Below are 25,446 nucleotides of genomic sequence, written 5' to 3' on the forward strand. Positions count from 1 at the left end.
TAATAATCAAAAAACTAACTATTTTAGCGGTTCCCAGTCAAGAGATAATGAAAATCAAAAAGCAAAAAGTAATTCTGGCGCTAAAAATAAGTGTCGCAGTTGTAATTATATTAATTGCAGCATTTTATTTTTTTAGAGATGCCGTCCTGCAACAAACCATTGCTAAGATTTCGCATGAAATGGAGGTAGATTACAATGCTAATTTTAGCGTTAAGTCGGCTTCATTCGACGGACTTTCGGGTTTACAATTTACCGATTTGGTTTTGGCTCCTAATAATGCCGACACTTTATTTAAAATTCAAAAGCTAGAAACCAGTGTCAATTTATGGCAATTACTTGGTGGAAATGTACAAGTAGGCACTTTACACATCGATAATGGTTACATTCAATTGGTAAAAAATGGCAAAAAAAGCAATTTTGATGCCTTCTTAAAAAAAGACAAACAAGCGAGCGCCGACAATGAAAAACGGGATTACGCTGAATTTGCATACCGATTAATTTCGAAAACCTTTAATTTGGTTCCAACCGATATGGAGCTGAACAATGTGGCTTTTAAATTCAATGACAACGGCAATCAAACCAATATTCAAATTCAAAAATTGGGACTAGCCAACAAACAACTAGAAACCAACATACAAGTTCAAAACAAAACCTTCACCCAGCGCTGGCGCATCAAAGGTTTTGCCGATCCGAGAAATAAAAAGGCCGACATTCAACTGATTAATATCGATACGGGAGCTATCAGAATGCCGTATTTACAAGAACGTTTTAACCTCAAAACCAGCTTTAATTCGATACGCGTTGTTCTTGATAACATTGACAAAGACGGCGATGAAGTACGTATTAATGGCGCCATGTCGATTGCCAATTTAAAACTCAATCATCCAAAAATAGCGAGCAAAGATGTGCTTTTTGAAAAGGCAAAATTCGACTATAGATTTGTTTTAGGATCTGATTTTATTGCGCTTGACAGTAGTTCAACAGTACAAATCAACAACATCAAAATACATCCGTATTTGGCGTACGAAACCGAGGAAGACACCATTTATAAGATGAAGATTGATTTGCCAAAAATGAAAGCGCAGGATTTCATCACCTCATTACCTGCGGGATTGTTCACCCATTTTCAAGGCATGGAGGCCAGCGGAAACTTTAGCTACAAACTCGATTTTGCATTTAACCAAAACAAACCCAATCAGCTTGTTTTTGACAGTAAATTACAAAAAGAAAATCTTAGAATCATCAAATACGGAGAGGCGAATTTAACCAAACTCAACGGCGAATTTGTGTACCGCGCTTTGATTAACAATGTTTTTCAGCGTGGTATTTTGGTAGGAACGGGCAACCCAAATTATACGCCTTTGGATCAAATTTCACCTTACCTGCAAAAATGTGTATTAACTACTGAAGACCCGTCGTTCTTTTCACACCGTGGGTTTATCAACGAAGCCTTTAAACAATCGATTGTAAAAAACATCCGAACCAAAAAATTTGCTCGTGGCGCAAGTACCATCAGTATGCAATTGGTTAAAAATGCTTTTTTGAGCCGAGAAAAAACGCTTTCGCGAAAGCTGGAAGAGATTTTACTCGTTTACATTCTAGAAAACAACCGCATTGTGAGTAAAGAACGAATGCTTGAAGTGTATTTTAACATCATTGAATGGGGGCCAAATGTTTACGGAATTGGCGAAGCGAGTCAGTTTTATTTCCAGAAAACTCCTGCCGAGTTATCGCTAAATGAATGTTTGTACTTAGCTAGAATTATCCCTAGCCCGAAGAAATTCATGTACCAATTTAACGATCAAGGACAGTTGAAAGATTTTGCAGTGAAGCAAGAAGCTTTTTTAACCAAATTAATGTTCCGACGTGGACTATTAATCCCCGAAGACACTATTTATAAAGCTTTACCGCTCTTTATTTCTGGTCCGGCACAATCATTTATCAAAATAAAAACAATCGATTCTACGCAAGTAAAAACTGATTCGATTGCGCTTGATAATGAGTTTGATCTTTAAATAAAAAATTACACTATTATTGTGTAACTGAAAAAAGTTGGTGGTCAAGACAGTCGAAACTTCAAACTATTGAAATGGATTATTTGGCGATTTTTTGCTAGTAATCCGTATCTTCTGATAGTTGATTATATGTTTTAAAAATTTTTAATTTCGGATTAACACTTGACAACTTTTTTAATATCAACTCGCTATCATCATTAGCTATATAGTTACCGATATGCAATTCTTCCAATGTTTCAATACCAATTAAACTTCCGAAGTTTTCAATAGATTTATTAGTAGTTATTTTTAACTTTTTCAATTTGGGCATTTTCTTAAATGGAATACGAGCAATTTGAGCCCCTGTCAAACTTATTTCTTCTAGACCGGTTAAGCTGCCGAAAATCTCAAATAAAATATGACTATTTTCATTTGAATCGCTTAATGCTATTCGTTTAAGGTTTTTTAAATTCTTTAAATTTCTATAACATATATTTAAATTGGTACCCAAATCTAATTCTTCTAAAGATGGCAAATCTTCCAAAAACGTATAATCTATAAACACATTTTCACCTTCGCCATTATTTGAAATAGTAAGGTTAGTCAAGGCTTTTAAATTGCTTATTTTGTGCGAAATAGTATTAATTGTAGAAGAATTTATTTCTAATGTTTTCAATCGAGGCAATTTTTCAAATAATTTTGAATCAATTTTAATGCTTCCAAAGCGACAATTATCAATTTGTAATCGCTCCAAGTTATCTAAACAACATAGGTTATCTACATTCTTTAGTTCTTTACAACTTGCTAGACGCATTTCTTTTACGTTATAAAAGTCTTTTAAATCATTTGGTATTTTTTTTACTCTGAAAAAAGTTAAATAAGTAGCATCTTCTATTTTCATAGAACCATCTTTTACTCTTTCATATGCTCCATATTCGATACCCCATTTTTTTTCTTGTGCATTAATAACTGAAACAGAAAAAAACATAAAGAACAAGAAAATTATATTTTTCATAATTGATTTTTAAACTTTACACTTAAACAATGATGCATCTGACTCTAGAGTTACAATTATATAAAGCCCAAATTCCAAAAAGTAAGTCCAAATCAAATTTTGGATAAACTATTTTAATCTTTTTTTGGCGTTCCTTCTTTTATAATCTTTCTATTTCTATCATTTTTTACGGAGCTGGATTAGGAATACTCGCTTGCACGGCATCAATGGCTTGCAAAATTTCATCAGAAAGTGACACTTGAATGGTATTGATATTTTGTTGGAGTTGCTCTATCGAAGTAGCTCCAATTATGGTACTGCTCACAAATGCTTGCTGCTCGATAAAGGCCAAAGCCAATTCGGTCAAGGTTAAACCATTGCGCTGAGCAATATCTTGGTATCTTTTTGTAGCCTCGGTAGATTGTGCACTGCTGTATCTGGTGTATTGCGGAAATAACGAAATGCGCGCATTAGGCTGTGCCTCACCGGATAAAAATTTACCTGATAAAACTCCAAAAGCCATTGGTGAATATGCCAGCAAACCAACATTTTCGCGCATACAAACTTCTGCCGAACCCACTTCGAACAAACGATTCAATAACGAATACGGGTTTTGAACTGTTTTTACTCGAGGCAAATTGTGGTGTTTGCTTTCTTCTAGAAAACGCATTATTCCCCACGGATTTTCGTTTGATAGTCCGATATGCTTTATTTTACCTGCTTTGACAAAACCATCTAGAGTTTCCAATACCTCGTGAATATTGTCTTGCCATTCATCCTCTTGCACTTTAAAACCGCGTTGCCCAAAATAATTCGTTTTTCTCTCTGGCCAATGCAGTTGGTAAAGATCAACATAATCGGTTTGCAAACGTTCTAAACTAGAATTTAATGCGTGCGTGATACTGGCGGGAGAAAAATCTAACTCGGGTCTCATGTACCCAAAATTAGGATTGGGTCCTGCTATTTTGGTAGCTAAAACCACCTGATCTCTTTTGCCTGATTTTTTAAACCAGCTACCAATAATGCGTTCGGTGCTACCGTACGTTTCTTTCTTGGCAGGAATGGAGTACATCTCGGCAGTATCAAAAAAATTGACACCGTTTGCAAGCGCACAATCCATTTGAGCGTGACCCTCGGCCTCTGTGTTTTGTTGGCCGAAAGTCATCGTTCCAAGGCAGATTTTGCTAATTTTTATATCGGTATTCGGTAAAGTAGTGTATTTCATTTTTTTTTTAAGTCAGTTGTAAAAAGGGACAAAAGTGCAAGGGTACAAAGGAACAAAGGGAAAAAAGGCAAAAGTATCGAGTAAAAACTCTGAACCTTTGCCTCTATGAATATTTGCTTCAATATTAATTTATTTCATTCAGCATTTCTGCAATGGCATCCAAACGAGGGGTTAAGATGATCTCAATACGACGGTTTTTTGCTTTACCATCAGTAGTAGCGTTACTAGCTAAAGGCGAGAATTCACCACGGCCAGCTGCAGTTAGATTTTGCTTGTTGATTTTTTTGTTTTCGCTCAAAATAGCTACGATTGCAGTTGCTCTTTTGGTTGATAAATCCCAGTTATCAGCTATTGGTCCAGATGCGCTAAAAGCATCGTCATCTGTATGCCCTTCGATAAGTACAGCAATATCAGGGTTATCACCCAATACTTTTCCTAGCTCTACAACCGCTTTTTTACCTTCGGAGCCTACTGCCCAACTTCCGGAATTAAAAAGCAGCTTGTTCTCCATAGACACGTAAACTTTTCCGTTTTTTTGCTCTACGGTTAAACCTTTACCTTCAAAACTATTTAAAGCTTTAGATAAGGTTTCTTTTAGTTTTTTCATGCTCGCCTCTTTGGCGGCAATCAAATCTTCTAGCTCTTGCAAACGTTGTGCACTCTTGCTCAAACGCTCTTGCTCCAGTGCTAAAGCTTTTCCTTTTTCGTCAAGTTGACCTAACAAATCACGATTTTTTTTGAGGTTGCTTTGCAAGGCATCGTTGCTGTTTTTTTCAAGAGCTGCATACGAATCTTGCAAGGCTTTAAATTGCTCTTGTGCCGCTGCATATTCTGCTTTGAGTTTGGCTAAGTCGGCTTTGTTTTTATCTAAATCCGATTTCAGACCGTCACGCTCTAGTTCGACTTTGTTTTTACCTTGTTGCAAGTTAGAATTTTCATCAGCCAAGCTTCTGTTTTCTTTTTTTAGGTCGGCAAATTTATTCTCTAGATCGTTGTATATTTTTTTTGAAACACAGGATGTTGACAAGGCTAAAACTAGCAATCCGATGGAAAATTTTTTTATCATAACGTTAATTTTTGATGTTGATTCATTTTGTTTTAGAACTCGAAAATGTGATGAAAACCGTACTCTTTTAGCCCTGATAGCAGCGGAAATCCTTTTATTTTTTTCTTTAAAAAATAAAAGATTACAGCGAATAGCAGGATAAAGCTCCTAATACTACTACTCGAGTTCGACTAGAATTGGGCAGTGATCGGAGTGCACTGCATCAGAAAGGATAACGGCTCTTTTTAATTTATGTTTTAGAGAATCGCTTACTAAATTGTAATCAATACGCCAGCCTTTATTGTTTTTTCGGGCTCCCGCACGGTAACTCCACCACGAATATTGATGCGGCTCGCTGTTGAAATGACGAAAACTATCTACAAAACCCGATTTGATAAATCCATCTAACCAAGCGCGCTCTTCGGGCAAAAATCCAGAAACATTTTTGTTGCGCACCGGATCATGAATATCAATAGGTTGGTGACAAATGTTGTAGTCTCCGCAAATTACTAGATTTGGAATTTCAACTTTGAGTGCGTTAATGTAGTTTTGAAAATCGTCCATGAACATGAACTTGTGATCCAATCGATCCATGTTGGTACCTGATGGCAAGTACAAACTCATAACTGAAAAATCATCAAAATCAGCACGAATGTTGCGCCCTTCAAAATCCATGTGGTCAATTCCGGTTCCGTGTACTACTGCATTGGGTTTTATTTTGGATAAAATGGCTACTCCGCTGTATCCCTTTTTGGTAGCAGAATGGTAATATTGGTACGGATAACCCGCTTGAGTGATGGCTTCGACCGGAATTTGATCCTCGGTAGCCTTAATTTCCTGAAGGCAAATAACATCCGGTTGAGCGGCTTGCAACCAGTCTAAAAATCCTTTTGTGATAGCGGCTCGTATCCCGTTGACATTGTATGAAATAATTCTCATGAAGTAGATTTTTGAAACCCAAATGTAACAAAAAAGAAGAAGTTTGGCCCAGAAAAATAGAGAAAATGGAGTTTTTTGCTATCTTTGTTTCTTGCCTTAAAAACAATAATAAATGGGTTTAGTAACCGCCAAAGAAGTTGCAAAAGCAATAAATGTAGACAAATACGGATTTCTTGGAACTTTTTCAGGATGGATGTTAATGAAGGTGCTAAAAATATCTACCTTAAACACAGTATATAACAGAAATAAGCATCTGCAAGATGTTGCGTTTTTGAATGGAGTATTGGATGACTTAAAAATTAAATTTGAAATTCCAGAGGAAGATTTAAAACGATTACCAAAAGAAGGCGCTTACATCACCATATCAAACCACCCGCTAGGCGGAATTGACGGGGTTTTACTTTTAAAATTAATGCTAGAAAGAGAGCCCAATTTTAAAATTATAGCCAACTTTTTACTGCACCGAATTGAGCCGCTCAAAAAGTACATCATGCCGGTAAATCCTTTTGAAAATCATAAGGATGTAAAGTCAAGCGTGGTAGGTATTAAAGAAACTTTACGTCATTTAAGCGATGGAAAGCCTTTGGGGATGTTTCCTGCGGGTGAAGTTTCGACTTATAAAGATGGTAAATTGATGGTAGATAAACCTTGGGAAGAAGGCGCTATCAAGGTGATTCGAAAAGCACAAGTGCCCGTTGTACCAATTTATTTTCATGCTAAAAACAGTAAATTATTTTATTTTTTATCGAAAATAAGTGGCACGTTGCGCACTGCAAAACTGCCTTCGGAAGTGTTTAGTCAAAAACGCCGCGTGATTAAAGTGCGTATTGGTAAACCGATTTCGGTAAGCGAACAAAACGAACATACTACGCTTGAAGAATACTCTGAATTTTTGAGAAAGAAAACATACATGTTGGCGAATCCTTTCGAGAAAGAAATTCCCTTTTTGCCAACCCCTACGCTTAAAATTCCGAAAAGCCCAAAAACAATTGTTACCGCTGCCAGTCCAGAAACGATGGTGCAAGAAGTTGAAGCTTTACGCAGCACAGATTGTCGTTTGTTGCAAAGTAAAAACTACGAGGTGTTTTTTGCAAGAGCGAATAAAATTCCGAGTATTTTACATGAAATAGGCCGCTTACGCGAAATTACATTTCGAGAAGTAGGCGAAGGCACCAATGAATCGATCGACTTGGATAAGCACGATCAATACTACCACCATTTGTTTTTGTGGGACAACGAAGCGAATAAAATAGCGGGCGCTTACCGTATGGGATTAGGATCAGAGATTTACCCGAAATACGGAATTAATGGTTTTTATTTGAATGATTTGTTCCGATTTGAGCCGGAGTTGCACGACATGATGCACAAATCTATCGAAATGGGCCGTGCCTTTATCATTAAAGAATACCAGCAAAAACCAATGCCTTTATTCTTGTTGTGGAAAGGAATTATGCATACCACTTTGCGTTATCCGGAACATAAATTTTTATTAGGCGGAGTGAGTATTAGCAATCAATTTTCAGATTTTTCGAAATCGTTAATGATTGAGTTTATGAAATCAAACTATTACGATCCGTACATTGCGCAATACATTCATCCGAAAAAGGCTTACAAAGTTAAATTGAAAGATGCTGATAAAGACTTTATTTTTGACGAAGCTGAGTCGGATTTGAATAAATTTGATAAGATTATTGACGAATTAGAACCTGGCAGTTTACGCTTACCAGTTTTAATTAAAAAATACATCAAACAAAACGCAAAAGTAGTGGCGTTTAACGTTGATCCTTTGTTTAATAATGCGGTAGATGGTTTGATGTACATAAGGATTGCTGATATTCCAGAAAGCACTATGAAACCGGTTATGGAAGAATTTCAAGCCGAACTAGAGCGCAAACTAGTTGAAAAAGAAGAGTAATACAAAGATTTATAAAAAACAAAATCCCGATTGAATCGGGATTTTGTTTTTTATATCACTTCCAAATGGACTCTTTTAAAATACTATCTATTGAATTATTTTGAACAAAATAAATTAATCTACATACATGGTAAATTGCCAAAAAAACTCCTAATCCGTATGCAAGCTTTTTATTGTAAAAATATTTGTTTAAATATTCTTTTCTAGTAGCTATTTCACAAGTCAACAAAACGATTGAAAAAAGACTAAATAGCACTACAAAAGGACCCAAGATATGATAACTTAAACTCTTAAGTAAATCACCTTGAAAAAAGTAAACTAATGATTTGGTGATTCCACAGCCTGGACACGGAAAACCAGAGATCATTTTAAACGGGCACAAAGATTGATCTGTTTGAAGATGATTATCTTCATTAGAGATCATTAATAAAAACGGAATTATCAGCGTTAAAATCGCACCAATAATTCCGTAAATCTTTCTTTTTACCCTAGTATTAGTTATATAATTTATTGATGTCATTTTGAACTTTCATTGCAGCAATCATTGGAAAAAAGAATCCTAGAACAAGTAAAAGTACAGTATCATCCTTCTGTGGAACACCTGCATGGGCATACACATCTGGCAAAGCATCTCTTCCTGCCAAATAAAAGAAGTATATATTTACCGGGTAGCAACAGCCCGCAAAAATCGCAACTGGCTGTGAAATAACTTGTCTTTCTGAAACAGCATTAAAAACTTCTGCTACTTTAATATTCCAATAAATTAAATACAATCCGCATGTTAAAAAACCCAATACTAAAACCAACAAAGGGTCTACCTTAAATACAGGGATTGGTTTTCTTGGCGTGTTCCAAGCTTCGTGTTTTTGATTTTCCATAGTTTATAGTTTTTTGGTTAGATTAGTTTTTTGGTTCAAAAGCAGCATCAATTGGTTCCCAGAGTTCAATTTTATTTCCTTCGGGATCCACGATCCAGCCAAATTTTCCGTACTCATAAGTCTGCATCTCCCCTACAATTGTTACACCTTCGGTTGTTAATTTTTTTAAAAGCGATTCTAAATCAGCAACTCTGAAATTTTGCATGAAGTCTTTTTGACTGGGTTCAAAGTAGTTGGTGTCTGCTTCAAAAGGCGACCATTGCGTGCTACAATCGTTACCTTGTTTGTCTTTCCACCAAAAAGTAGCACCATAATCATCGGTTGGCAGCCCTAAATGTGTGTGGTACCATTGTTTCAATTCGGCTGGATTTTGCGCTTTAAAAAAGAAACCGCCCACACCGGTTACACGTTGTTCAGGCTCTGTCATTTCTGGTTGTGGAGCGTACTTCGTTTTTATTTTATCAACAATAACTTGTGCCAATCGCTCGTGACTTTCAAACGTCCAACCCGCTACATGGGGTGTTAAAATTACATTAGGCGCTTGCAATAAATATTGGAAAGCGGCTGGCGGATTGGCATCCGTAAAAAGTGTTTCGAAAGACAATTTTTCATATTCTAAAACATCCAAACCAGCGCCCAAGATTTTTCCTGATTGCAGTGCAGCGACTAAATCATCGGTTAGAATATTCTTGCCTCGTGAGGTATTCATAATCCAAAACGGATTTTTAAAACCATTAATAAAAGCTTCGTTTACCATTTTATCGGTATCAGGTGTCCAAGGCAAATGCAAACTCAATACAGTAACTTTTTCTTGAAATTCTGCCCAACTTACTTGCTTAGCATTGGCATCGCCAACCCCATCTATAATATCGTAACACAAAACAGTAACATCAAAACCACGTAGTTTTTTGGCAAATGATTTCCCCATATTGCCATAACCAATAATTCCTACGGTTTGACCGTCTAACTCATACCCACGGTTCAATTCGCGATTCCATTGACCCGAACGAATTTCACGATCGGCTTGGTTTAACTTGTTAAAAAGTGACAAAATCATGCCCAACGTATGTTCAGCGACCGCATTACGGTTGCCTTCTGGCGCTGCAATAAGTGAGATGTTTTTTGATTCGGCATACTCGCAATCAATACTTTCTAATCCAGCGCCCACGCGAGCAATGAACTGCAATTGCGTTGCTTTGTCTAAAAAAGTCTGATCAATTTTAAAACGACTCCGAATTACGATTCCGTGATATTGATCAATTAGTACTTCTATTTCTTGTTTAGAGGATTTGTAATCGCTGTGATTAATGAAACCAGCATTTTCTAATTGGTCCCACAATATGGGATGATTGCTATCGAGATGAAGGACTTTTATAGCCATAATGATGATGGAGATTTAACCATTCAAATTAACAAAAAAAATACGGTTTATTGGCTCCCGAATGGAATTTCACTTTTAAAATCGTAAATTTGCAAACTACAAATTCGTAGCAATCCGACTGCTGCTACACAATAAATTACCCATGAAATTAACAAAAACCTTCAAAGCTTTTTTTGAAAGCGAAAAATCAGGCGGAATCTTATTACTATTTGTCACTTTAGGATCGTTGTTTTTAGCTAATTCTGCCATACAAACCGATTACATTGCATTTTGGGACACACAAATTGGCCATCATTCCATAACCCATTGGATTAATGACGGATTGATGACGATTTTCTTTTTACTAATAGGTTTAGAATTAGAACGCGAAATTTACCAAGGAGAGCTATCTGACCTAAAAAATGCTGCCTTACCTATTTTTGGCGCACTTGGCGGAATGATTGTTCCGGCAGGAATTTTTTTGGCCTTGAATTTTGGAACAATTACCCAAAACGGTGCGGGAATACCAATGGCCACTGATATTGCCTTTGCAATAGGGATTTTATCGCTTTTAGGTAACAAAGTACCTACATCGTTAAAAGTATTTTTGACTGCTCTTGCTGTTATTGACGACTTAGGTGCCATCATGGTTATTGCTATTTATTATACCGAAAGCATCTCATTTTTAAATCTAGCCATCGCTTTTGGAATTATGGGAGGCTTATTTATTTTGAACAGAAGAAACGTACATAGTCTTTGGCCGTACCTACTTGGCGGTGCAGGAATGTGGTATTTCATGCTTAACTCTGGTGTACATGCTACAATAACTGGCGTTTTGTTGGCATTTGTGATTCCGTTTGGAGATGGCGGCAAAAAGACCATCTCGTACAAATTGCAGCATTTCCTGCACAATCCGGTTGCCTTTTTCATTTTGCCCTTATTTGCAATAGCCAATACGTGTATCGCCATAAATCCAGATTGGCATGAGGGCTTAACGCAATCAAATACCATCGGAATCATTGCCGGATTAGTGATTGGTAAGCCATTAGGAATCTGGTTATTTTCGTTCCTTGCGGTGAGTTTAGGAATTTGTACTTTACCACGAGACTTAAAATGGTCTACTATTTTGGGCGCTGGAATGCTGGGTGGAATCGGTTTTACGATGTCGATTTTCATTACGCTTTTAGCCTTTAAAAATAATGGCGAAGAAGTAATCACGTACTCTAAAATTGCCATTTTATTAGCTTCGTTTATGGCGGGAACAATTGGTTTTGTTTGGCTTAAGTTTAATTTGAAAACAAGAAAAACAAAATCTACCACAACTTAATTGGATTGTCTGATAATAAAAAAAGCCTCGTTTACAAAGTTGTTAATGAGGCTTTTTAGTATTTAGTAGCTTTTGGTTTGCGTTATGGCAAAACTATCTATGAAATCGCGTTTACTCAAGAAGAAAAAACAAAACATGGCAGCAACATTAAAAGCGATAGTTTTTGAAGGACAATAAACTGCGCCACTGCAACTGACAACACAAGTCCGATCATTATACTACAGCTAAGCTTATGGTTCGTTCCATTTTTACACACCGCAATTGTAACAAACTGTTTATTTAAAGACCAATTTAAAAAACAAAACATGGAAACGAACAGAAGACTTTGGTTGAAAAAAATTGGAATTGGAGTTGCTGGTGTTGGACTTACTAACTTCAATTTATTTGCCTCTCCACTTGAATCAGAAATTTTAATCAATAGTTTTGAAAATGATACTAACTTAATTTTTTTACGTTCAAATGAAAACCCTTATGGTCCATCTCCATTAGCAAGGAAAGCATTTTTGGACAATGCGAATATTAGTAACCGATATAATTGGGATGTTGCAACACTTCTTATCTCTGACCTTGCAAAAAAAAATAGTGTTAAAGACGAAAATATATTGTTAGGAGCTGGTTCAACTGAAATTTTAGATTTAGTTGCAAAATTTGTGTCACTAGAGAAAGGACAAGGCTCACCGCAGCGAGGAACTGGCAACGCAAATTATGTAATTGCAGACCCGAGCTACGATTACTGGACAGTTTCATTAGATAATTTAGGTTTAACGAAAAATAAAGGGCCTCTCACAAGCGACAAGAAAATTGATTTGAATGCTATGTTGCAAGCTGTAAACCAAAATACTAAACTAGTTTATATCTGTAATCCAAATAACCCAACTGGAACAGTTTGCGAGAGAGAAGCATTAGTAGAATTTATATCCAAAATTTCACAAAAAACAATTGTATTAATAGATGAGGCTTATTTGGACTTCACTAAACAGCAATCACTTAGTCCTATCGTCAATGACCACAAAAATATTATTATAACCAAAACATTTTCCAAGATGTATGGATTAGCTGGAGCGAGGATTGGGTATGCAATTGCAGACAAAACAACAATTGATGATTTATCAAATATACAATCCAATACTAATAATAGCGTAAGTGTCCTATCAAAACTTGCTGCAATAGCTTCATTGAAAGATGAAAATTTTGTTTCAAATTGTTATTCCTTAAATGAAAATGTTAGACAATATACTATCAGCGAACTCAAAAAATTAAATTGCGAGTGCATTTCATCCAATACAAATTTCATCTATTTTTCACTTGCAAAATACGGTAAGGATTATTTCAAGCAATTAGAAGATAATAATATTGAAGGCGGAAAAATATATGAAGAACGAGGTAAATGGACAAGGATTACAGTAGGTACAATGGATGAAATGAAAAAATTTATTAAAGCAATACAATAACAAACTGCTACCAAATCAATCAATAAGTAATTTGAGTTTAAGCTTAAATTAAAATTGGTTTTGTGGCTTAGGTTTAATTTGAAAACAAGAAAAACAAAATCTACCACAACTTAATTGGATTGTCTGATAATAAAAAAAGCCTCGTTTACAAATTGTGAACGAGGCTTTTTAGTATTTAGTAGCGTTTGGTTTGTGTTATGGCAAAACTATTTATGGAATTTTATGGTCTCAAACCCATAAAAAGAACTCACATTGAACTCCACTACCCCTTAATCTGCTTAAGAGAAGTTTTTATTCCTCGAATTAATGACGAACTAAAACCGTGCATTTCCATTTCGTTTAAGCCAGCAATAGTACAACCTTGCGGCGTGGTCACACGATCAATTAATTGTTCGGGATGGATTTTTTCTTCGAGAAGCATTTCGGCAGCTCCCTTTACCGTTTGAGCAGAAATGGCCAATGCCGTTTGCCAATCGAAACCAATTTCGATTCCAGCTTGCATTGAGGCGCGAATGTAGCGCAGGGCAAAAGCTGTTCCGCTCGCTGCTAGCACAGTGGCTGCATCCATCAACTTCTCGTCAATAATCGGTGCGGTACCCAAACTTTCGAATAGAGCAACTACCTCTTGAGCCAATTCTTTATGGGCTTCATGAAATGCAATACATGTTGCCGATGCACCAAATTGTGCGGCAATATTAGGCATGATGCGAACCGCATAGTTATTGGCGCCAATTTTAGATTGCAAATTTTCAATAGACAATCCGCTTACTGCCGATGCAATGATTTTATTGGAGATTTGTGGTAGAATTTCGGCCAAAACGGTATCTACCTGATAGGGTTTAATGGTGAGTATAATTACGTCAGCCTCTTGAATTCCGAGAATGTTATTCGTTGTTACTGTTGCCCCTAATTTTTCGAGATAAAGAATACTTGAAATGTTGCGTCGTGTAATGGTTACCTGATGTTGTGTAGCAAATTTAGCCAAACCGAGTGCGATAGAAACGCCAAGGTTTCCTCCGCCAATAATGTGTACTTTCATGCGTTGTAGTTTTTTGCCCTTTCCTTTGTATTTAAAACAAAATCAATAAGGCAAGTAGTTAGTTTTAGTTTAGTTTTCTCAAAAATAGCTAAAACAGCAACACAAACCACAAACTCCATAAATGAAAAAGCCAAAAATGAAATCAATTTGAACCAAACTAGTGGTATAAAAAGATTTCACTTTTGGCTGAATGATAATATTCAAATCTATTTTAAGAGGCTAAAACCCTAAGATCAATCGTGCTATTGAAAAGTATATTAAAATACCACAAATGTCGTTACTCGTTGTTATAAAAGGTCCAGTAGCCAAAGCAGGGTCAATTCCGAATTTATCCAACAACAATGGTATAGACGTACCAATTAATGACGCAATTATGATTACTGCAATCAAAGCGGTAGTGACAATAATCCCGATAATCATTTCTACATTCAGTAAAAAATGACTTCCTACAAATAAAATGGTAGCTAAGATAACTCCATTTAATAAGCTTAGGGAAACCTCTTTAATGAGTCGGTTAAAAACGGAACCACTTAACGTATTATTAGCCAAACCTTGCACAATAATAGCTGATGATTGCACACCAACATTGCCCGCCATTGCAGCAATAAGCGGCGTAAAAAAGAACAAATTACCGTGTTGCAACATTGCACCTTCAAAAAGTCCAAGAACTTTAACCGAAACAAAACCTCCTAATAGTGCCAAGACCAACCAAGGCAAACGTGCTTTGGTATGTTCGTAAATGCTATCATCGGCTTCAACATCTTGCGAGATACCAGCTGCTAATTGGTAATCCTCATCGGCTTCGTCCTTGATTACGTCAACGATATCATCAATAGTGATTCGGCCTACGAGGCGACCTAATTCATCTACTACCGGAATAGCCTCTAAATCGTATTTTTGCATGATACGCGCTACCTCAACATCTTCTGTATCTACTTTTACCGAGTTTAATTTTCGGATATACACATCATTAATTGGCGTTCTAGACGAAGTAGTCAACAAATCTTTTAGTGATAAGCGCCCTTTTAGCCTGTCCTCATCATCTACCACGTAAATGGAGTGTACTCTGGAAATATTTTCAGCTTGAATGCGCATTTCTTTTACACAAGTGAGTACGTTCCAATTTTCATTGACCTTAACCAACTCCTTGTGCATGATTCCACCCGCAGTATCCTCGTCATAACGCAACAAGTCAACAATATCTTTGGCGTGTTCTACGTCTTGAAGTTCAGATATTACCTCTGCTTTCAAATCTTGCGAAAGCTCGGCGATAATATCCGCCGCATCATTCGTTTCAAGTTCATCTAACTCCTCAGCGATTTCCTTTGGCGAAAGCCTACTTAAGATATTTTCACGCAAGTCATCCTCGAGTTCCAAAAGGATCTCGGCCGTTTTCTCACTATCTAAAACTTTAAAGATATAGGTAGCTTCATTAAAGTCTAATTCATCCAGAATTTCAGCAATATCAGCATGGTGCATGTCATTCAACAAGACCTCCAATTGCTGGTCGTTTTTGTTTTGAATGAGTTGCTCTAATTCATGAATTAATACTTTGCTGATTTTAAATTCCATCGGCTTCTATTTTTTGGGTGAGGGCAATAAATTGAGCTACATTAAGCTGCTCTGGTCGTTTGTTGAATATTTCATCTTCACGCAAAGCATCAGTCAAATTCAACGTTTTCAAACTATTTCTTAAGGTTTTACGTCGCTGTTGAAAAGCAGTTTTTACTACGGTAAAAAATAATTTTTCGCTGCAAGGCAAACTGTAATCTTCTTTTCGGCGCAAGCGCAACACACCCGATTTTACTTTTGGCGGCGGATTAAACACATTTTCATCTACTGTAAAAAGGTATTCGGCGTCATAAAAAGCTTGTACCAATACTGATAAAATTCCGTAAGCCTTAGAACCTTCTTTTTCGCAAATTCGCTCGGCTACTTCTTTTTGAAACATTCCTGCAAACTCCGGAATTTGATCTCTAAACTCCAGCGTTCTAAATACAATTTGAGTCGAAATATTGTACGGGAAATTACCAATAATTGCAAACTGTTTTCCTTCAAATATCTCGTTGATATTGTATTTTAAAAAGTCTTGCGAAATGATTTTATCTTTCAATTTTGGATATTTTGCATCCAAATACGTCACAGATTCTGCATCAATTTCGATCACGTAAGTTGTAATGGGCTTGTCCAGTAGGTATTTCGTTAACACACCCATTCCAGGTCCAATCTCTAAAACATCATCATATCCTTGTAAATTCAAGGTATCGGCTATATCTTTTGCAATACTTTCGTCTTTTAAAAAGTGTTGTCCTAAGTGCTTTTTGGCGGTAACTTTTTCCATAATTCTTGTTTTGCCTCAATGGCACATAGGCACAAAGCCTACTTCTATTATTTTAAAATTGAAAATAATTGCATACTACTTTAATGAAATGCTTTCTTTAGCTCTTTAAAACAGTACTATTTATCTTCTTTTGATGAACTAATAATCTGCTATTAGTTGCAATTCGGTTCTAAAAGCGAGCATTTTGTCTCCAAAAAGCTTGGCTCCTTCGGCTCTCATTGCAGGAGCATCTTCTTGATAATAACTTTCGAGTGTAGCTTTACTATCTGTGGTATATTGCACAGAATAAGTTACACCGCCCATTTCTTCTTCGACTAATACGCGTACCATTCGTGCTGCGGTGAATTTTCCCGTTGCTAGCATTTCAGGTATGTGTTTGTGCTGCATCCAGATCATCCATTGGTCGTGTACGCTTTCGTGTATGTTTGTGGTAACGTTGTATAGTATCATAAAATCACCTTTTCCCTGAATGGGTCATCTATAAAGGTCAATAGGTTTAAAAGTGTTTAATAAATCTGTTTTAAATGCGCTTTTAATTGTGCATTATGAAAAGAGGTCATTGTGAATTAAGGATTCAAAGTATCGCCTCGCAACTGCCTAAATTTGTTTCGCGCCTCTACAAAATAAATACTGTCTTCGTGTTCAAATAGTATTTTTTCATAAAGCGGTTTTGCCTTTTCAGGAACCGTTTGCTTGTTGTAAATCTCTGCCGAAAAAAACAGTGCTTCATCAACGTAAATCCCATCCTTATGCTGTGTAATTATGGCTTGATATTGGTTTAAAGCTTGTTCGTAATTGGCTTTCTTTTCATACAATTTGCCCAATCGTAGCAAGGTTACCGCTTCTATTTCAGCCCCTTTGTGCTTTTTTAATATTTCTAAAAAATGGGTTATGGCTTCCTCATCTCTATTTTGATAAACCAGATAATCGCCTTTGGCAAAATCTTTTAAAGCGGTTTGGGTAGAATCAGCCACCGTATTGTCATTAATCAACAAAAAATACTCTAGCGCATCATTTGCTATTAATTGTGTATTGGCAGCTTTTAACTCTTTGAACTGCTTTAATGCCCATGAAAAATCAGTTTTAAAATAACTGGTTTTAGCAGCTTTTAGACTAGCTTCGTGTGCCAAAACATCATTTTTTATATCCAATTCAATTTGCGAATAATAAATTAAGGCTTGATTGAATTTCTCTTCGTACAAAAAAATATCGGCCAGTTCCATTTTGGCTTTAGCTTTATCAAATTCATTCAAAGGCATTTCTAATGCTCGCTTAACTATTGTTTTCCCTTCTTCGGGATTTTTTAAATTAAAGGCTGTAAAATGTGCCTGAGCGAGTTGTAATTCTAAAGTTTGTGGTACGATCCCAAATTGCTGCACAAGTGTTTCCAATTTCAGTTTTATTGCCGCCAAGTCTGCTGCATTGGCCTTTTCTATTTTTAACTGAATCAAATAGGTTTCAACTTGTAACACTAAATCCTTGTCTTGTGTATTCTCTAGCACAAAAGTTAAAATCTCTTGAGCTGTTTCGTCGCGCTCTTCTTGAATGGCCAACTGTCCTAAATTTACAATAGCATTTAACGACTCCGGATTTCGTTTATAAATGGCTTTTTCTTGAATGAAAGCTTTGTCAAATTCCTTTTGTTGTACATAAAACCAACTCAAATAATGATTCCAAAACAAATCTTGATTCTTTTGTGTTCTTAGAATTAATGCTTTTCGCAGAAGCTGATTAAAAGAATCATCCCCTTCATCAGCCATAAAACGAACAAATTGATTTTGAATTCGAATAGAATTTTGTGGATTAGCAAAAGCTTCATCTAAAAGCGTGGTTACCATCATCTCTAAATTTGCCATTTGCCCATAAAGCAAACCAATTTGATAGCTAAAATTAAAATTTTGATCTGATTTTGTAGCCGATTGATAGCATTGTAAAGCATAATCGAGCAGTACTTTTTTCTCAAAAGCATTGGCAATACCGTACACTTCATTCGGGTTTTTTTTGACTTTTTCTACCGCTTGATTGTAGTATTCTTTTGCTTTAGCGTCATTTTTTTGAAGCTGAAAATTATAGCCTAATTCTACCACCAAATAGCCTTGTGGATATTTGCTCAATCGCTGTTGAATGGCCTTATCTGCTGCATCATATTGCTGTAACTGCTGCATACATTCTACCGTGCGCAAAAAATATTGACTGTTTTGAGGTGCTTCTTTAAGGAGCTCTTCGAAACTTATTTTTGCCTTTTCAAAATCGCCTTTGTCAAAATAATACTGAGCTAGTTGGTCGTTTTGAGAAAACACCACTAGCGAGCATGACAAAAAGAGATATAGAAAAAGCTTTTTCATTTTCAATATTCGGTATTAGTTGCAGTTACCGTTTTCAGCAACAGTGTAAAATTACTGTGGCTGAAAACTGCAAATTGCTTAATCTATAATATCAAATCCACAATACGGACGCAATACTTCTGGAATTACAATTCCTTCTGGAGTTTGATAATTTTCTAAAATCCCAGCTAGTACTCGTGGCAAAGCCAAAGCACTTCCGTTCAAAGTATGAGCCAATTGGTTTTTTCCATCTTTGTCTTTGAAACGCAATTTCAAACGATTGGCTTGAAAGGTTTCAAAATTAGATACTGAACTAATTTCTAACCAACGGTCTTGTGCCGTAGAAAAAACTTCAAAATCATACGTTAATGCTGATGTAAAGCCCATGTCGCCTCCACAAAGACGCAACACGCGGTATGGTAATTTTAAGTCTCTCAAAATATCCTTAACATGCTCAACCATGCCATCAAGCGCTTCGTAAGACTTATCAGGATGCTCAACGCGTACAATTTCTACTTTATCAAACTGATGCAAACGGTTTAACCCGCGCACGTGCGCTCCGTATGACCCTGCTTCACGACGGAAACAAGGTGTGTAAGCTGTTGTTAAAACAGGTAATTCGTTTTCGTTCAGGATTACATCGCGAAACAAATTGGTTACAGGAACCTCAGCTGTTGGAATCAAGTACAAATCATCGGTTTTGTCGTGGTACATTTGCCCTTCTTTGTCAGGCAACTGTCCTGTTCCGTAGGCCGAAGCTTCATTTACCATATGTGGCACCTGCACTTCATTGTAACCTGCTGCTGTATTTTTATCTAGGAAATAATTAATCAAGGCGCGTTGCAAACGAGCTCCTTTGCCTTTGTAAACTGGGAAACCCGCACCGGTGATTTTAACACCCAATTCAAAATCGATGATGTCGTATTTTTTTACCAATTCCCAGTGAGGCAAAGCGCCTTTGTGTAATAAGGGCACAGTACCTTCTTCAAAAACATTTAGGTTTTCTTCGGGTGTTTTACCTTCTGGAACAATCGCTGCAGGAAGGTTTGGTAGCGTATATAGTTTTTCAAGTAATTCGGCTGCTAAAGCATCGGCAGTTTCAGCTAATTTTTTACTTTTTTCTTTGTTAGCTACTGTTTTTTCTTTCAAGATCGAAGCTTTGGCCTTGTCGCCTGCTTTCATGAGTTCACCAATATCTTTCGCTAATTTATTAGATTCGGACAAAATGGTATCCAGTTCTACCTGAGTTGCACGACGGTTTTCGTCCAATTGTATCACCTCTTCCACTACACTTTTGGCATCCATATTTCTTTTTGCCAAAGCTTGGATTACCTTTTCTTGATTCTCTCTAATAAATGCGATTTGTAACATAGCTTAATTTTTTTGCGCTAAATGGTATAATAATGGTAGCAAATTTAAGGAAATGTTTGGTAAGATTGGGACAAAGTTTTTGGGGAAAAGCTATTTCACGAAGATTCACAAAACAACCACTAAGATTCATCAAGTTTTTTTGAAAAATCTTTGCGCTGCTCTGTGTTTTTCTTGGTGTGTCTTTGCGAAATAACGCTATTCTCTTTTAATCTCGTGACCCACAAATTCTTCTAATGTAGCAAACATATCGTCTATAGAAAGCACTTCAAGATCAGGGTGCGACATTAAAAAAGCAGCATTAAGTTCTACTATATTTTCTTCTATTTCGAAAAAAGTATCGGTGTTGAGTGCGTCACGAGTTGGGTTAACACCGTCTAATTTTCCTTGTAAAAATTTATTGAGTTTCACACTGCTCATTAAACGCACTTTTTTAGACTGTTGTTGAAAAAGCTCTAGATGTTTTGGTGCTTCAATCAAGGCCAAACCTTCTTCAATAAGTTCATTTAACTCTTTGTTCCATCCGGAACGGTGTACAAATTGCGCAAAATTACCCTCAACATGTTGGGCTACGTAAAAGTCTAAATAATAACTCATCAACGCATCTTCGTGAATCAAATCGTCATCAATTTTTTCTTCGCGCATTAAGTTAATTACCGAAATGTTTGAGTTAATTATGTCTTGTGGGTTTTCACTTTGAGCGGCGTTTTCTGAGATGATGATTTTTCCGAATTCCATTGGGGTTGCGTTTTATATTTAGGTTGCAAATTTCGTTTTTTCGCCACAGATTAAACAGATTAAAATAGATTTATTTTAAATGGTGATTTGTTAAGAATGTTTTTTAAACGCAGATTGGGCAAATTAGCGAATTATTTTGAGCATAATTTCAATACGAAGAACGAAGCAGGCGTTTTTTACCACAGATTGCACAGATTACCACAGATATGTTTCTGCTATAATTTACCGCAGATTACGCAAATTATTTTGAGCATAATGTAATTACGAATAACGAAGCAAGTGTTTTTTTTTGCCACAGATTGCACAGATTAACACAGATTTATTTCCGCTATAATTTACCGCAGATTGCGCAAATTATTTTGAGCATAATTTCAATACGAAGAACGAAGCAGGCGTTTTTTTTGCCACAGATCACACAAATTAACACAGATTTATTTCTGCTAAAAATTAAATATCATCAGGTGTATCCTTTTTCTTTTGCTGATTAATTTTGGCAACCAAAGCTTTCAGGCGCAAGGCTTTTTCTCTTTTTTCCTCTTGTAATTTGGCCTTTTTACGATTTAGTAATTTGGTGTGCAAGGCTTTATTTTTGGTGTTTTTTTCGGGACCTTTGGGCATAATAAGGAGTGGTTTTATTGGATTAGCCATTTATTGCAAAATGATGCGCACGAGATTTAAAACTTTGCAAAGGAAACTATTTTTCCTGACTCTGTTCTTCTTACAAAGCATGAATCGTACTTTGAGTTACTCCCGAATTAAAGATTTCTTTTCCCTCTGAATGAAAAATAGCTTACAAAAACCCAATTCCCTAGCCCCAATAGTAGTGAAGATCCTTTTGCGCTGAGGTTCGGCGCAAAAGATTACAACAGATAATGGGACATCGCAGATTCAGCAAAGCTAAATAGCTTCAAATAAAATTCTATTGCTTATTTTTGCAGGCAATTAAATTAAATCATGCAATTAGCCAGTGAAAAAAAGGCATTTTATCACTTTTTAGGCGAATTACATGCGAAAACTAAAAAAACACGAGTTACAAATGATACAGAATCCAAAAAGATATACAATTACGGCGGCTTTGCCTTATACTAACGGACCCATTCATATTGGCCATTTGGCTGGTGTTTATGTGCCATCGGATATTTACTCTCGCTATTTGCGTTTGCAAAATCGCGACGTTCTGTTTGTTTGCGGAAGCGACGAACATGGTGTAGCTATTTCGATGAAAGCTAAAAAAGAAGGCATTACACCGCAGCAAGTAATAGATAAATATGATGGTATTATTCGCAAATCATTCTCAGATTTCGGAATTTCATTTGATAATTATTCCAGGACTTCGGCTAAAATTCATCACGATACGGCATCGGAATTTTTTAAAAAATTATACGCTCAAGGCGATTTTATTGAGGAAACAACAGAGCAATTGTACGATGCGAAAGCCGATCAGTTTTTGGCTGACCGTTTTGTAACTGGAACTTGCCCAAAATGTGGCAACGAAGAGGCGTATGGTGATCAGTGCGAAAAATGTGGTTCTACATTGAACGCTACGGATTTAATTAATCCAAAATCAACTATCACAGGAGAAACGCCTATTTTAAAATCGACTAAACACTGGTTTTTACCTTTGGATCGTTACGAAGATTTCTTGAAAGAATGGATTTTGGTAGGACATAAAAGCGACTGGAAACCGAATGTGTACGGCCAAGTAAAATCATGGATTGATGGTGGTTTAGAACCTCGTGCTGTAACACGTGACCTTGATTGGGGAATTGATGTTCCTGTGGCTGGCGCCGAAGGTAAAAAATTATACGTTTGGTTTGATGCACCTATTGGATACATATCAGCCACCAAAGAATGGGCTGCACGCGAAGGAAAAGACTGGGAGCCATACTGGAAAGATCAAGATACCAAATTGGTTCACTTTATAGGAAAAGACAATATTGTTTTTCACTGTGTTATTTTCCCGGCGATGTTAAAAGCGGAAGGAAGTTACATTTTACCTGATAACGTTCCTGCCAATGAATTTTTAAATTTAGAAGGCAATAAATTATCAACCTCTAAAAACTGGGCAGTTTGGTTGCACGAATATTTAGAGGATTTCCCGAATCAACAAGATGTTTTACGTTATGCATTGACCTCGAACGCACCAGAAACGAAAGACAACGATTTTACTTGGAAAGACTTTCAGGCAAGAAACAACAACGAGTTGGTTGCTATTTTTGGTAACTTCATCAACCGTGTGGTGGTTTTAACCAATAAATATTACAACGGAGTGGTTCCTTTACCAAATGAACTTTCTGAGGTAGACGAACAAACTTTGGCTGAATTGAAAGCGTATCCAGCGGTGATTTCTAGTTCGGTAGAGCGTTTCAGATTTCGCGAAGCACTTGGCGAAATGATGAATGCTGCGCGACTTGGTAATAAATACTTAGCCGACGAAGAGCCTTGGAAAATGATTAAAACAGACGAAGAGCGCACCAAAACACAAATGTATGTGGCCTTGCAAATTGCCGCAGCATTGAGTACACTTTGTGAACCGTTTTTACCATTTACAGCACAAAAATTGTCTCGTATTTTAAAAATAGAACAACCATTGGCTTGGAACACCATTTCTGAAACATCAGAGTTGTTAGGTTCTGGACATCAAATTAGAGAGGCAGAATTACTATTTTCTAAAATTGAAGACGAGGCCATCCAACAGCAAATTGAAAAATTGCAAGCTACCAAAACGGCAAACGAAGCTGAAAATAAAGTAGCCGAGCCACAAAAAGAACTGATTCAATTTGAAGATTTTGCAAAAATGGACATTCGCACCGGAACTATTTTAGAAGCGGAAAAAATGCCAAAAGCGAATAAACTTTTGATATTGAAAGTGGATACTGGCATTGATGTTCGCACTATCGTTTCTGGTATTGCCGAGAGTTTTAAACCAGAAGATATCATTGGGAAACGTGTAACTGTTTTAGTGAACTTGGCACCAAGAAACTTACGCGGCGTAGAAAGTCAAGGAATGATTTTGATGACTACCAACACTGAAGGAAAACTTGTTTTTGTAAATCCAGATACAGATGGTGTTGCAAATGGAGAGACAATCAATTAAAAAAATTAACCGCAGATGCGCAGATATATCTTTTATCAATCTGCGAATCTGCGGTAAAATACATAAATATGAACCTAAAAGTAATTGCTTTCGATGCTGATGACACTTTGTTCATCAATGAAACCTATTTTTTGGAAACCGAAGAGAAATTTTGCGCCCTAATGAGTGATTATTTGTCGCATCAAGGACTTTCGCAAGAATTGTTTAAGGTAGAAATCGCTAATTTAAAATTATACGGTTACGGAATCAAAGGATACATTTTATCCATGATTGAAGCGGCAATGAAAATTTCGAACAATACCATTCCGATTGAAGTTATTGAAAAAATAATTCAATACGGAAAAGAGCTTTTAGAAAAACCTATCGAACTTTTAGAAGGCGTTGACGAAACTTTAGAGGCGCTTTACGGCAAATACAAATTAGTAGTAGCCACCAAAGGCGATTTACTAGACCAACGACGGAAGTTGCACAATTCTGGTTTAGGAAAGTATTTTCATCACATTGAAGTCATGTCGGATAAAAAAGAACAAGATTATGACGATTTATTGAAACGTTTGGATGTGCAACCGCATGAATTTTTAATGGTTGGCAACTCTTTGAAATCCGACGTATTACCTGTTTTAGAATTGGGCGGATATGCGGTTCATATTCCATTTCACACGACTTGGGCTCATGAAAAGATTGACCACGAAATAAAGCACGAGAACTTTCACAGTTTTACAAATATTACAGAAGTTGTTGACCTAATTACGAATTGAGAGACGCATAAATACAAATGAAACAGCTTTTAGATCTAGAAAACTGGAACAGAAAAGAACATTTTTTATTTTTTAAAGAGTTTGACGAACCCTTTTACGGGGCAACAGTTACGATCGACTGCAGTAAAGCTTATGCCGTGGCAAAAGAAAAACAGACTTCTTTTTTTACTTATTATTTACACAAAACACTTGCAGCAGTCAATCATTTTGACTGTTTTAGATACCGAATTGCTGATAATCAAATTTACATTTGGGACCGCATTGACGCCTCAGCAACCGTAGGCCGTGAAGATGGTACTTTTGGATTTTCATTAATGCCGTATAATGAAGACTATGCAGTTTTTAATCAAGATGCATTAGCCGAAGTAGAGCGCATTCAGCACACCACTGGTTTGTTTACACGTACTTTTTCTGATGATAATGTGATTCATTTTTCAGCCATTCCGTGGTTGGATTTCACCTCATTATCTCATGCCCGTAGCTATCAATTTCCTGATAGTTGTCCTAAAATTTCATTCGGAAAAATGACCGTCCACCCTGATGGTAAACGAACCATGCCTATGAGCATACACGTACATCACGGTTTGATTGATGGTTTGCACCTTGGCCAATTTGTAGATTATTTTCAGGATTTAATGCATCAGTAAGCATTG

At 36.5% G+C, this 25,446-nt stretch carries 22 protein-coding genes; 7 read left to right on the forward strand and 15 right to left on the reverse strand.

The features are described from left to right. Window positions 1-47: 47 nt before the first annotated feature. The gene (locus G9Q29_RS00225; RefSeq protein WP_166132505.1) at window positions 48-2,015 is read left to right on the forward strand and encodes a transglycosylase domain-containing protein; all 1,968 of its coding nucleotides are present in this window, start codon (window positions 48-50) and stop codon (window positions 2,013-2,015) included. A gap of 97 nt (window positions 2,016-2,112) precedes the next feature. Here G9Q29_RS00225 and G9Q29_RS00230 read toward each other — a convergent pair whose 3' ends face one another. The 4 genes from G9Q29_RS00230 to G9Q29_RS00245 all read right to left on the reverse strand — a co-directional run bounded on the left by G9Q29_RS00230 (window position 2,113) and on the right by G9Q29_RS00245 (window position 6,197). Then, a complete protein-coding gene (locus G9Q29_RS00230; protein WP_166132506.1) occupies window positions 2,113-3,009 on the reverse strand; it encodes a leucine-rich repeat domain-containing protein in 897 nt (298 codons plus the stop codon). Between the two features lie 166 nt (window positions 3,010-3,175). Continuing rightward, a complete protein-coding gene (locus G9Q29_RS00235; protein ID WP_166132507.1) occupies window positions 3,176-4,213 on the reverse strand; it encodes an aldo/keto reductase in 1,038 nt (345 codons plus the stop codon). A 124-nt stretch (window positions 4,214-4,337) separates the two neighbouring features. Then, a complete protein-coding gene (locus G9Q29_RS00240; RefSeq protein WP_166132508.1) occupies window positions 4,338-5,279 on the reverse strand; it encodes an OmpA/MotB family protein in 942 nt (313 codons plus the stop codon). 156 nt (window positions 5,280-5,435) lie between these two features. Beyond that, window positions 5,436-6,197: an exodeoxyribonuclease III gene (locus G9Q29_RS00245; protein ID WP_166132509.1), complete on the reverse strand. Its 762-nt coding sequence runs from the start codon at window positions 6,195-6,197 to the stop codon at window positions 5,436-5,438. A 112-nt stretch (window positions 6,198-6,309) separates the two neighbouring features. Between G9Q29_RS00245 and G9Q29_RS00250 the strand changes: the two genes are divergently transcribed. Further along, window positions 6,310-8,112 carry a GNAT family N-acyltransferase gene (locus G9Q29_RS00250; protein WP_166132510.1) on the forward strand — a complete coding sequence of 601 codons (1,803 nt, stop codon included), beginning with the start codon at window positions 6,310-6,312 and terminating at the stop codon, window positions 8,110-8,112. A gap of 55 nt (window positions 8,113-8,167) precedes the next feature. Here the strand turns inward: G9Q29_RS00250 and G9Q29_RS00255 are convergent, their stop codons facing one another. From G9Q29_RS00255 to G9Q29_RS00270, 3 genes are read right to left on the reverse strand one after another with little or no spacing between them, the layout of a single operon-like run. Next, window positions 8,168-8,632, reverse strand: coding sequence for a DUF2752 domain-containing protein (locus tag G9Q29_RS00255; RefSeq protein WP_166132511.1), 465 nt, complete (start codon window positions 8,630-8,632; stop codon window positions 8,168-8,170). Next, the gene (locus G9Q29_RS00260) at window positions 8,607-8,990 is read right to left on the reverse strand and encodes a DUF4234 domain-containing protein (RefSeq protein ID WP_166132512.1); all 384 of its coding nucleotides are present in this window, start codon (window positions 8,988-8,990) and stop codon (window positions 8,607-8,609) included. The genes G9Q29_RS00255 and G9Q29_RS00260 overlap by 26 nt, the downstream gene beginning before the upstream one ends. A gap of 22 nt (window positions 8,991-9,012) precedes the next feature. Beyond that, a complete protein-coding gene (locus G9Q29_RS00270) occupies window positions 9,013-10,371 on the reverse strand; it encodes an NAD(P)-dependent oxidoreductase (RefSeq protein ID WP_187038226.1) in 1,359 nt (452 codons plus the stop codon). Window positions 10,372-10,513: 142 nt separating this feature from the next. Between G9Q29_RS00270 and nhaA the strand changes: the two genes are divergently transcribed. Further along, the gene (gene nhaA, locus G9Q29_RS00275) at window positions 10,514-11,677 is read left to right on the forward strand and encodes a Na+/H+ antiporter NhaA (RefSeq protein WP_166132513.1); all 1,164 of its coding nucleotides are present in this window, start codon (window positions 10,514-10,516) and stop codon (window positions 11,675-11,677) included. Window positions 11,678-11,982: 305 nt separating this feature from the next. Next, complete coding sequence (locus G9Q29_RS00280; RefSeq protein WP_166132514.1) at window positions 11,983-13,128, forward strand: pyridoxal phosphate-dependent aminotransferase; 1,146 nt, start codon at window positions 11,983-11,985, stop codon at window positions 13,126-13,128. 262 nt (window positions 13,129-13,390) lie between these two features. Here the strand turns inward: G9Q29_RS00280 and proC are convergent, their stop codons facing one another. The 8 genes from proC to G9Q29_RS00320 all read right to left on the reverse strand — a co-directional run bounded on the left by proC (window position 13,391) and on the right by G9Q29_RS00320 (window position 21,586). Further along, a complete protein-coding gene (gene proC, locus G9Q29_RS00285; protein ID WP_166132515.1) occupies window positions 13,391-14,167 on the reverse strand; it encodes a pyrroline-5-carboxylate reductase in 777 nt (258 codons plus the stop codon). 219 nt (window positions 14,168-14,386) lie between these two features. Then, entirely contained in the window at window positions 14,387-15,739 is a 1,353-nt protein-coding gene (gene mgtE, locus G9Q29_RS00290; protein ID WP_166132516.1) for a magnesium transporter, read from the reverse strand. Next, window positions 15,729-16,508 (reverse strand): 16S rRNA (adenine(1518)-N(6)/adenine(1519)-N(6))-dimethyltransferase RsmA, encoded by a 780-nt coding sequence (rsmA, locus tag G9Q29_RS00295; protein WP_166132517.1) that lies wholly within the window; start codon window positions 16,506-16,508, stop codon window positions 15,729-15,731. The genes mgtE and rsmA overlap by 11 nt, the downstream gene beginning before the upstream one ends. Before the next feature lie 138 nt (window positions 16,509-16,646). Further along, on the reverse strand, window positions 16,647-16,958 hold the full coding sequence (locus G9Q29_RS00300; protein ID WP_166132518.1) for a DUF4286 family protein: 312 nt from the start codon (window positions 16,956-16,958) through the stop codon (window positions 16,647-16,649). A gap of 116 nt (window positions 16,959-17,074) precedes the next feature. Next, window positions 17,075-18,853: a tetratricopeptide repeat protein gene (locus G9Q29_RS00305; RefSeq protein ID WP_166132519.1), complete on the reverse strand. Its 1,779-nt coding sequence runs from the start codon at window positions 18,851-18,853 to the stop codon at window positions 17,075-17,077. A gap of 78 nt (window positions 18,854-18,931) precedes the next feature. After that, window positions 18,932-20,203, reverse strand: a complete 1,272-nt coding sequence (gene serS, locus G9Q29_RS00310; RefSeq protein ID WP_166132520.1) for a serine--tRNA ligase — start codon at window positions 20,201-20,203, stop codon at window positions 18,932-18,934. A gap of 195 nt (window positions 20,204-20,398) precedes the next feature. Then, window positions 20,399-20,938: a DMP19 family protein gene (locus tag G9Q29_RS00315; protein ID WP_166132521.1), complete on the reverse strand. Its 540-nt coding sequence runs from the start codon at window positions 20,936-20,938 to the stop codon at window positions 20,399-20,401. A gap of 447 nt (window positions 20,939-21,385) precedes the next feature. Continuing rightward, complete coding sequence (locus tag G9Q29_RS00320; RefSeq protein WP_166132460.1) at window positions 21,386-21,586, reverse strand: hypothetical protein; 201 nt, start codon at window positions 21,584-21,586, stop codon at window positions 21,386-21,388. Window positions 21,587-21,974: 388 nt separating this feature from the next. On the opposite strand from G9Q29_RS00320, the gene metG reads away from it, so the two are divergent. From metG to G9Q29_RS00335, 3 genes are all read left to right on the forward strand, one after another. Continuing rightward, complete coding sequence (gene metG / locus G9Q29_RS00325) at window positions 21,975-24,035, forward strand: methionine--tRNA ligase (protein ID WP_166132522.1); 2,061 nt, start codon at window positions 21,975-21,977, stop codon at window positions 24,033-24,035. A gap of 68 nt (window positions 24,036-24,103) precedes the next feature. After that, window positions 24,104-24,793, forward strand: coding sequence for an HAD family hydrolase (locus G9Q29_RS00330; RefSeq protein WP_166132523.1), 690 nt, complete (start codon window positions 24,104-24,106; stop codon window positions 24,791-24,793). Between the two features lie 17 nt (window positions 24,794-24,810). After that, a complete protein-coding gene (locus tag G9Q29_RS00335) occupies window positions 24,811-25,440 on the forward strand; it encodes a chloramphenicol acetyltransferase (RefSeq protein ID WP_166132524.1) in 630 nt (209 codons plus the stop codon). The last annotated feature ends 6 nt before the right edge of the window (window positions 25,441-25,446 follow it).

The organism is Flavobacterium turcicum (assembly GCF_011365745.1).
GTDB lineage: Bacteria > Bacteroidota > Bacteroidia > Flavobacteriales > Flavobacteriaceae > Flavobacterium > Flavobacterium turcicum.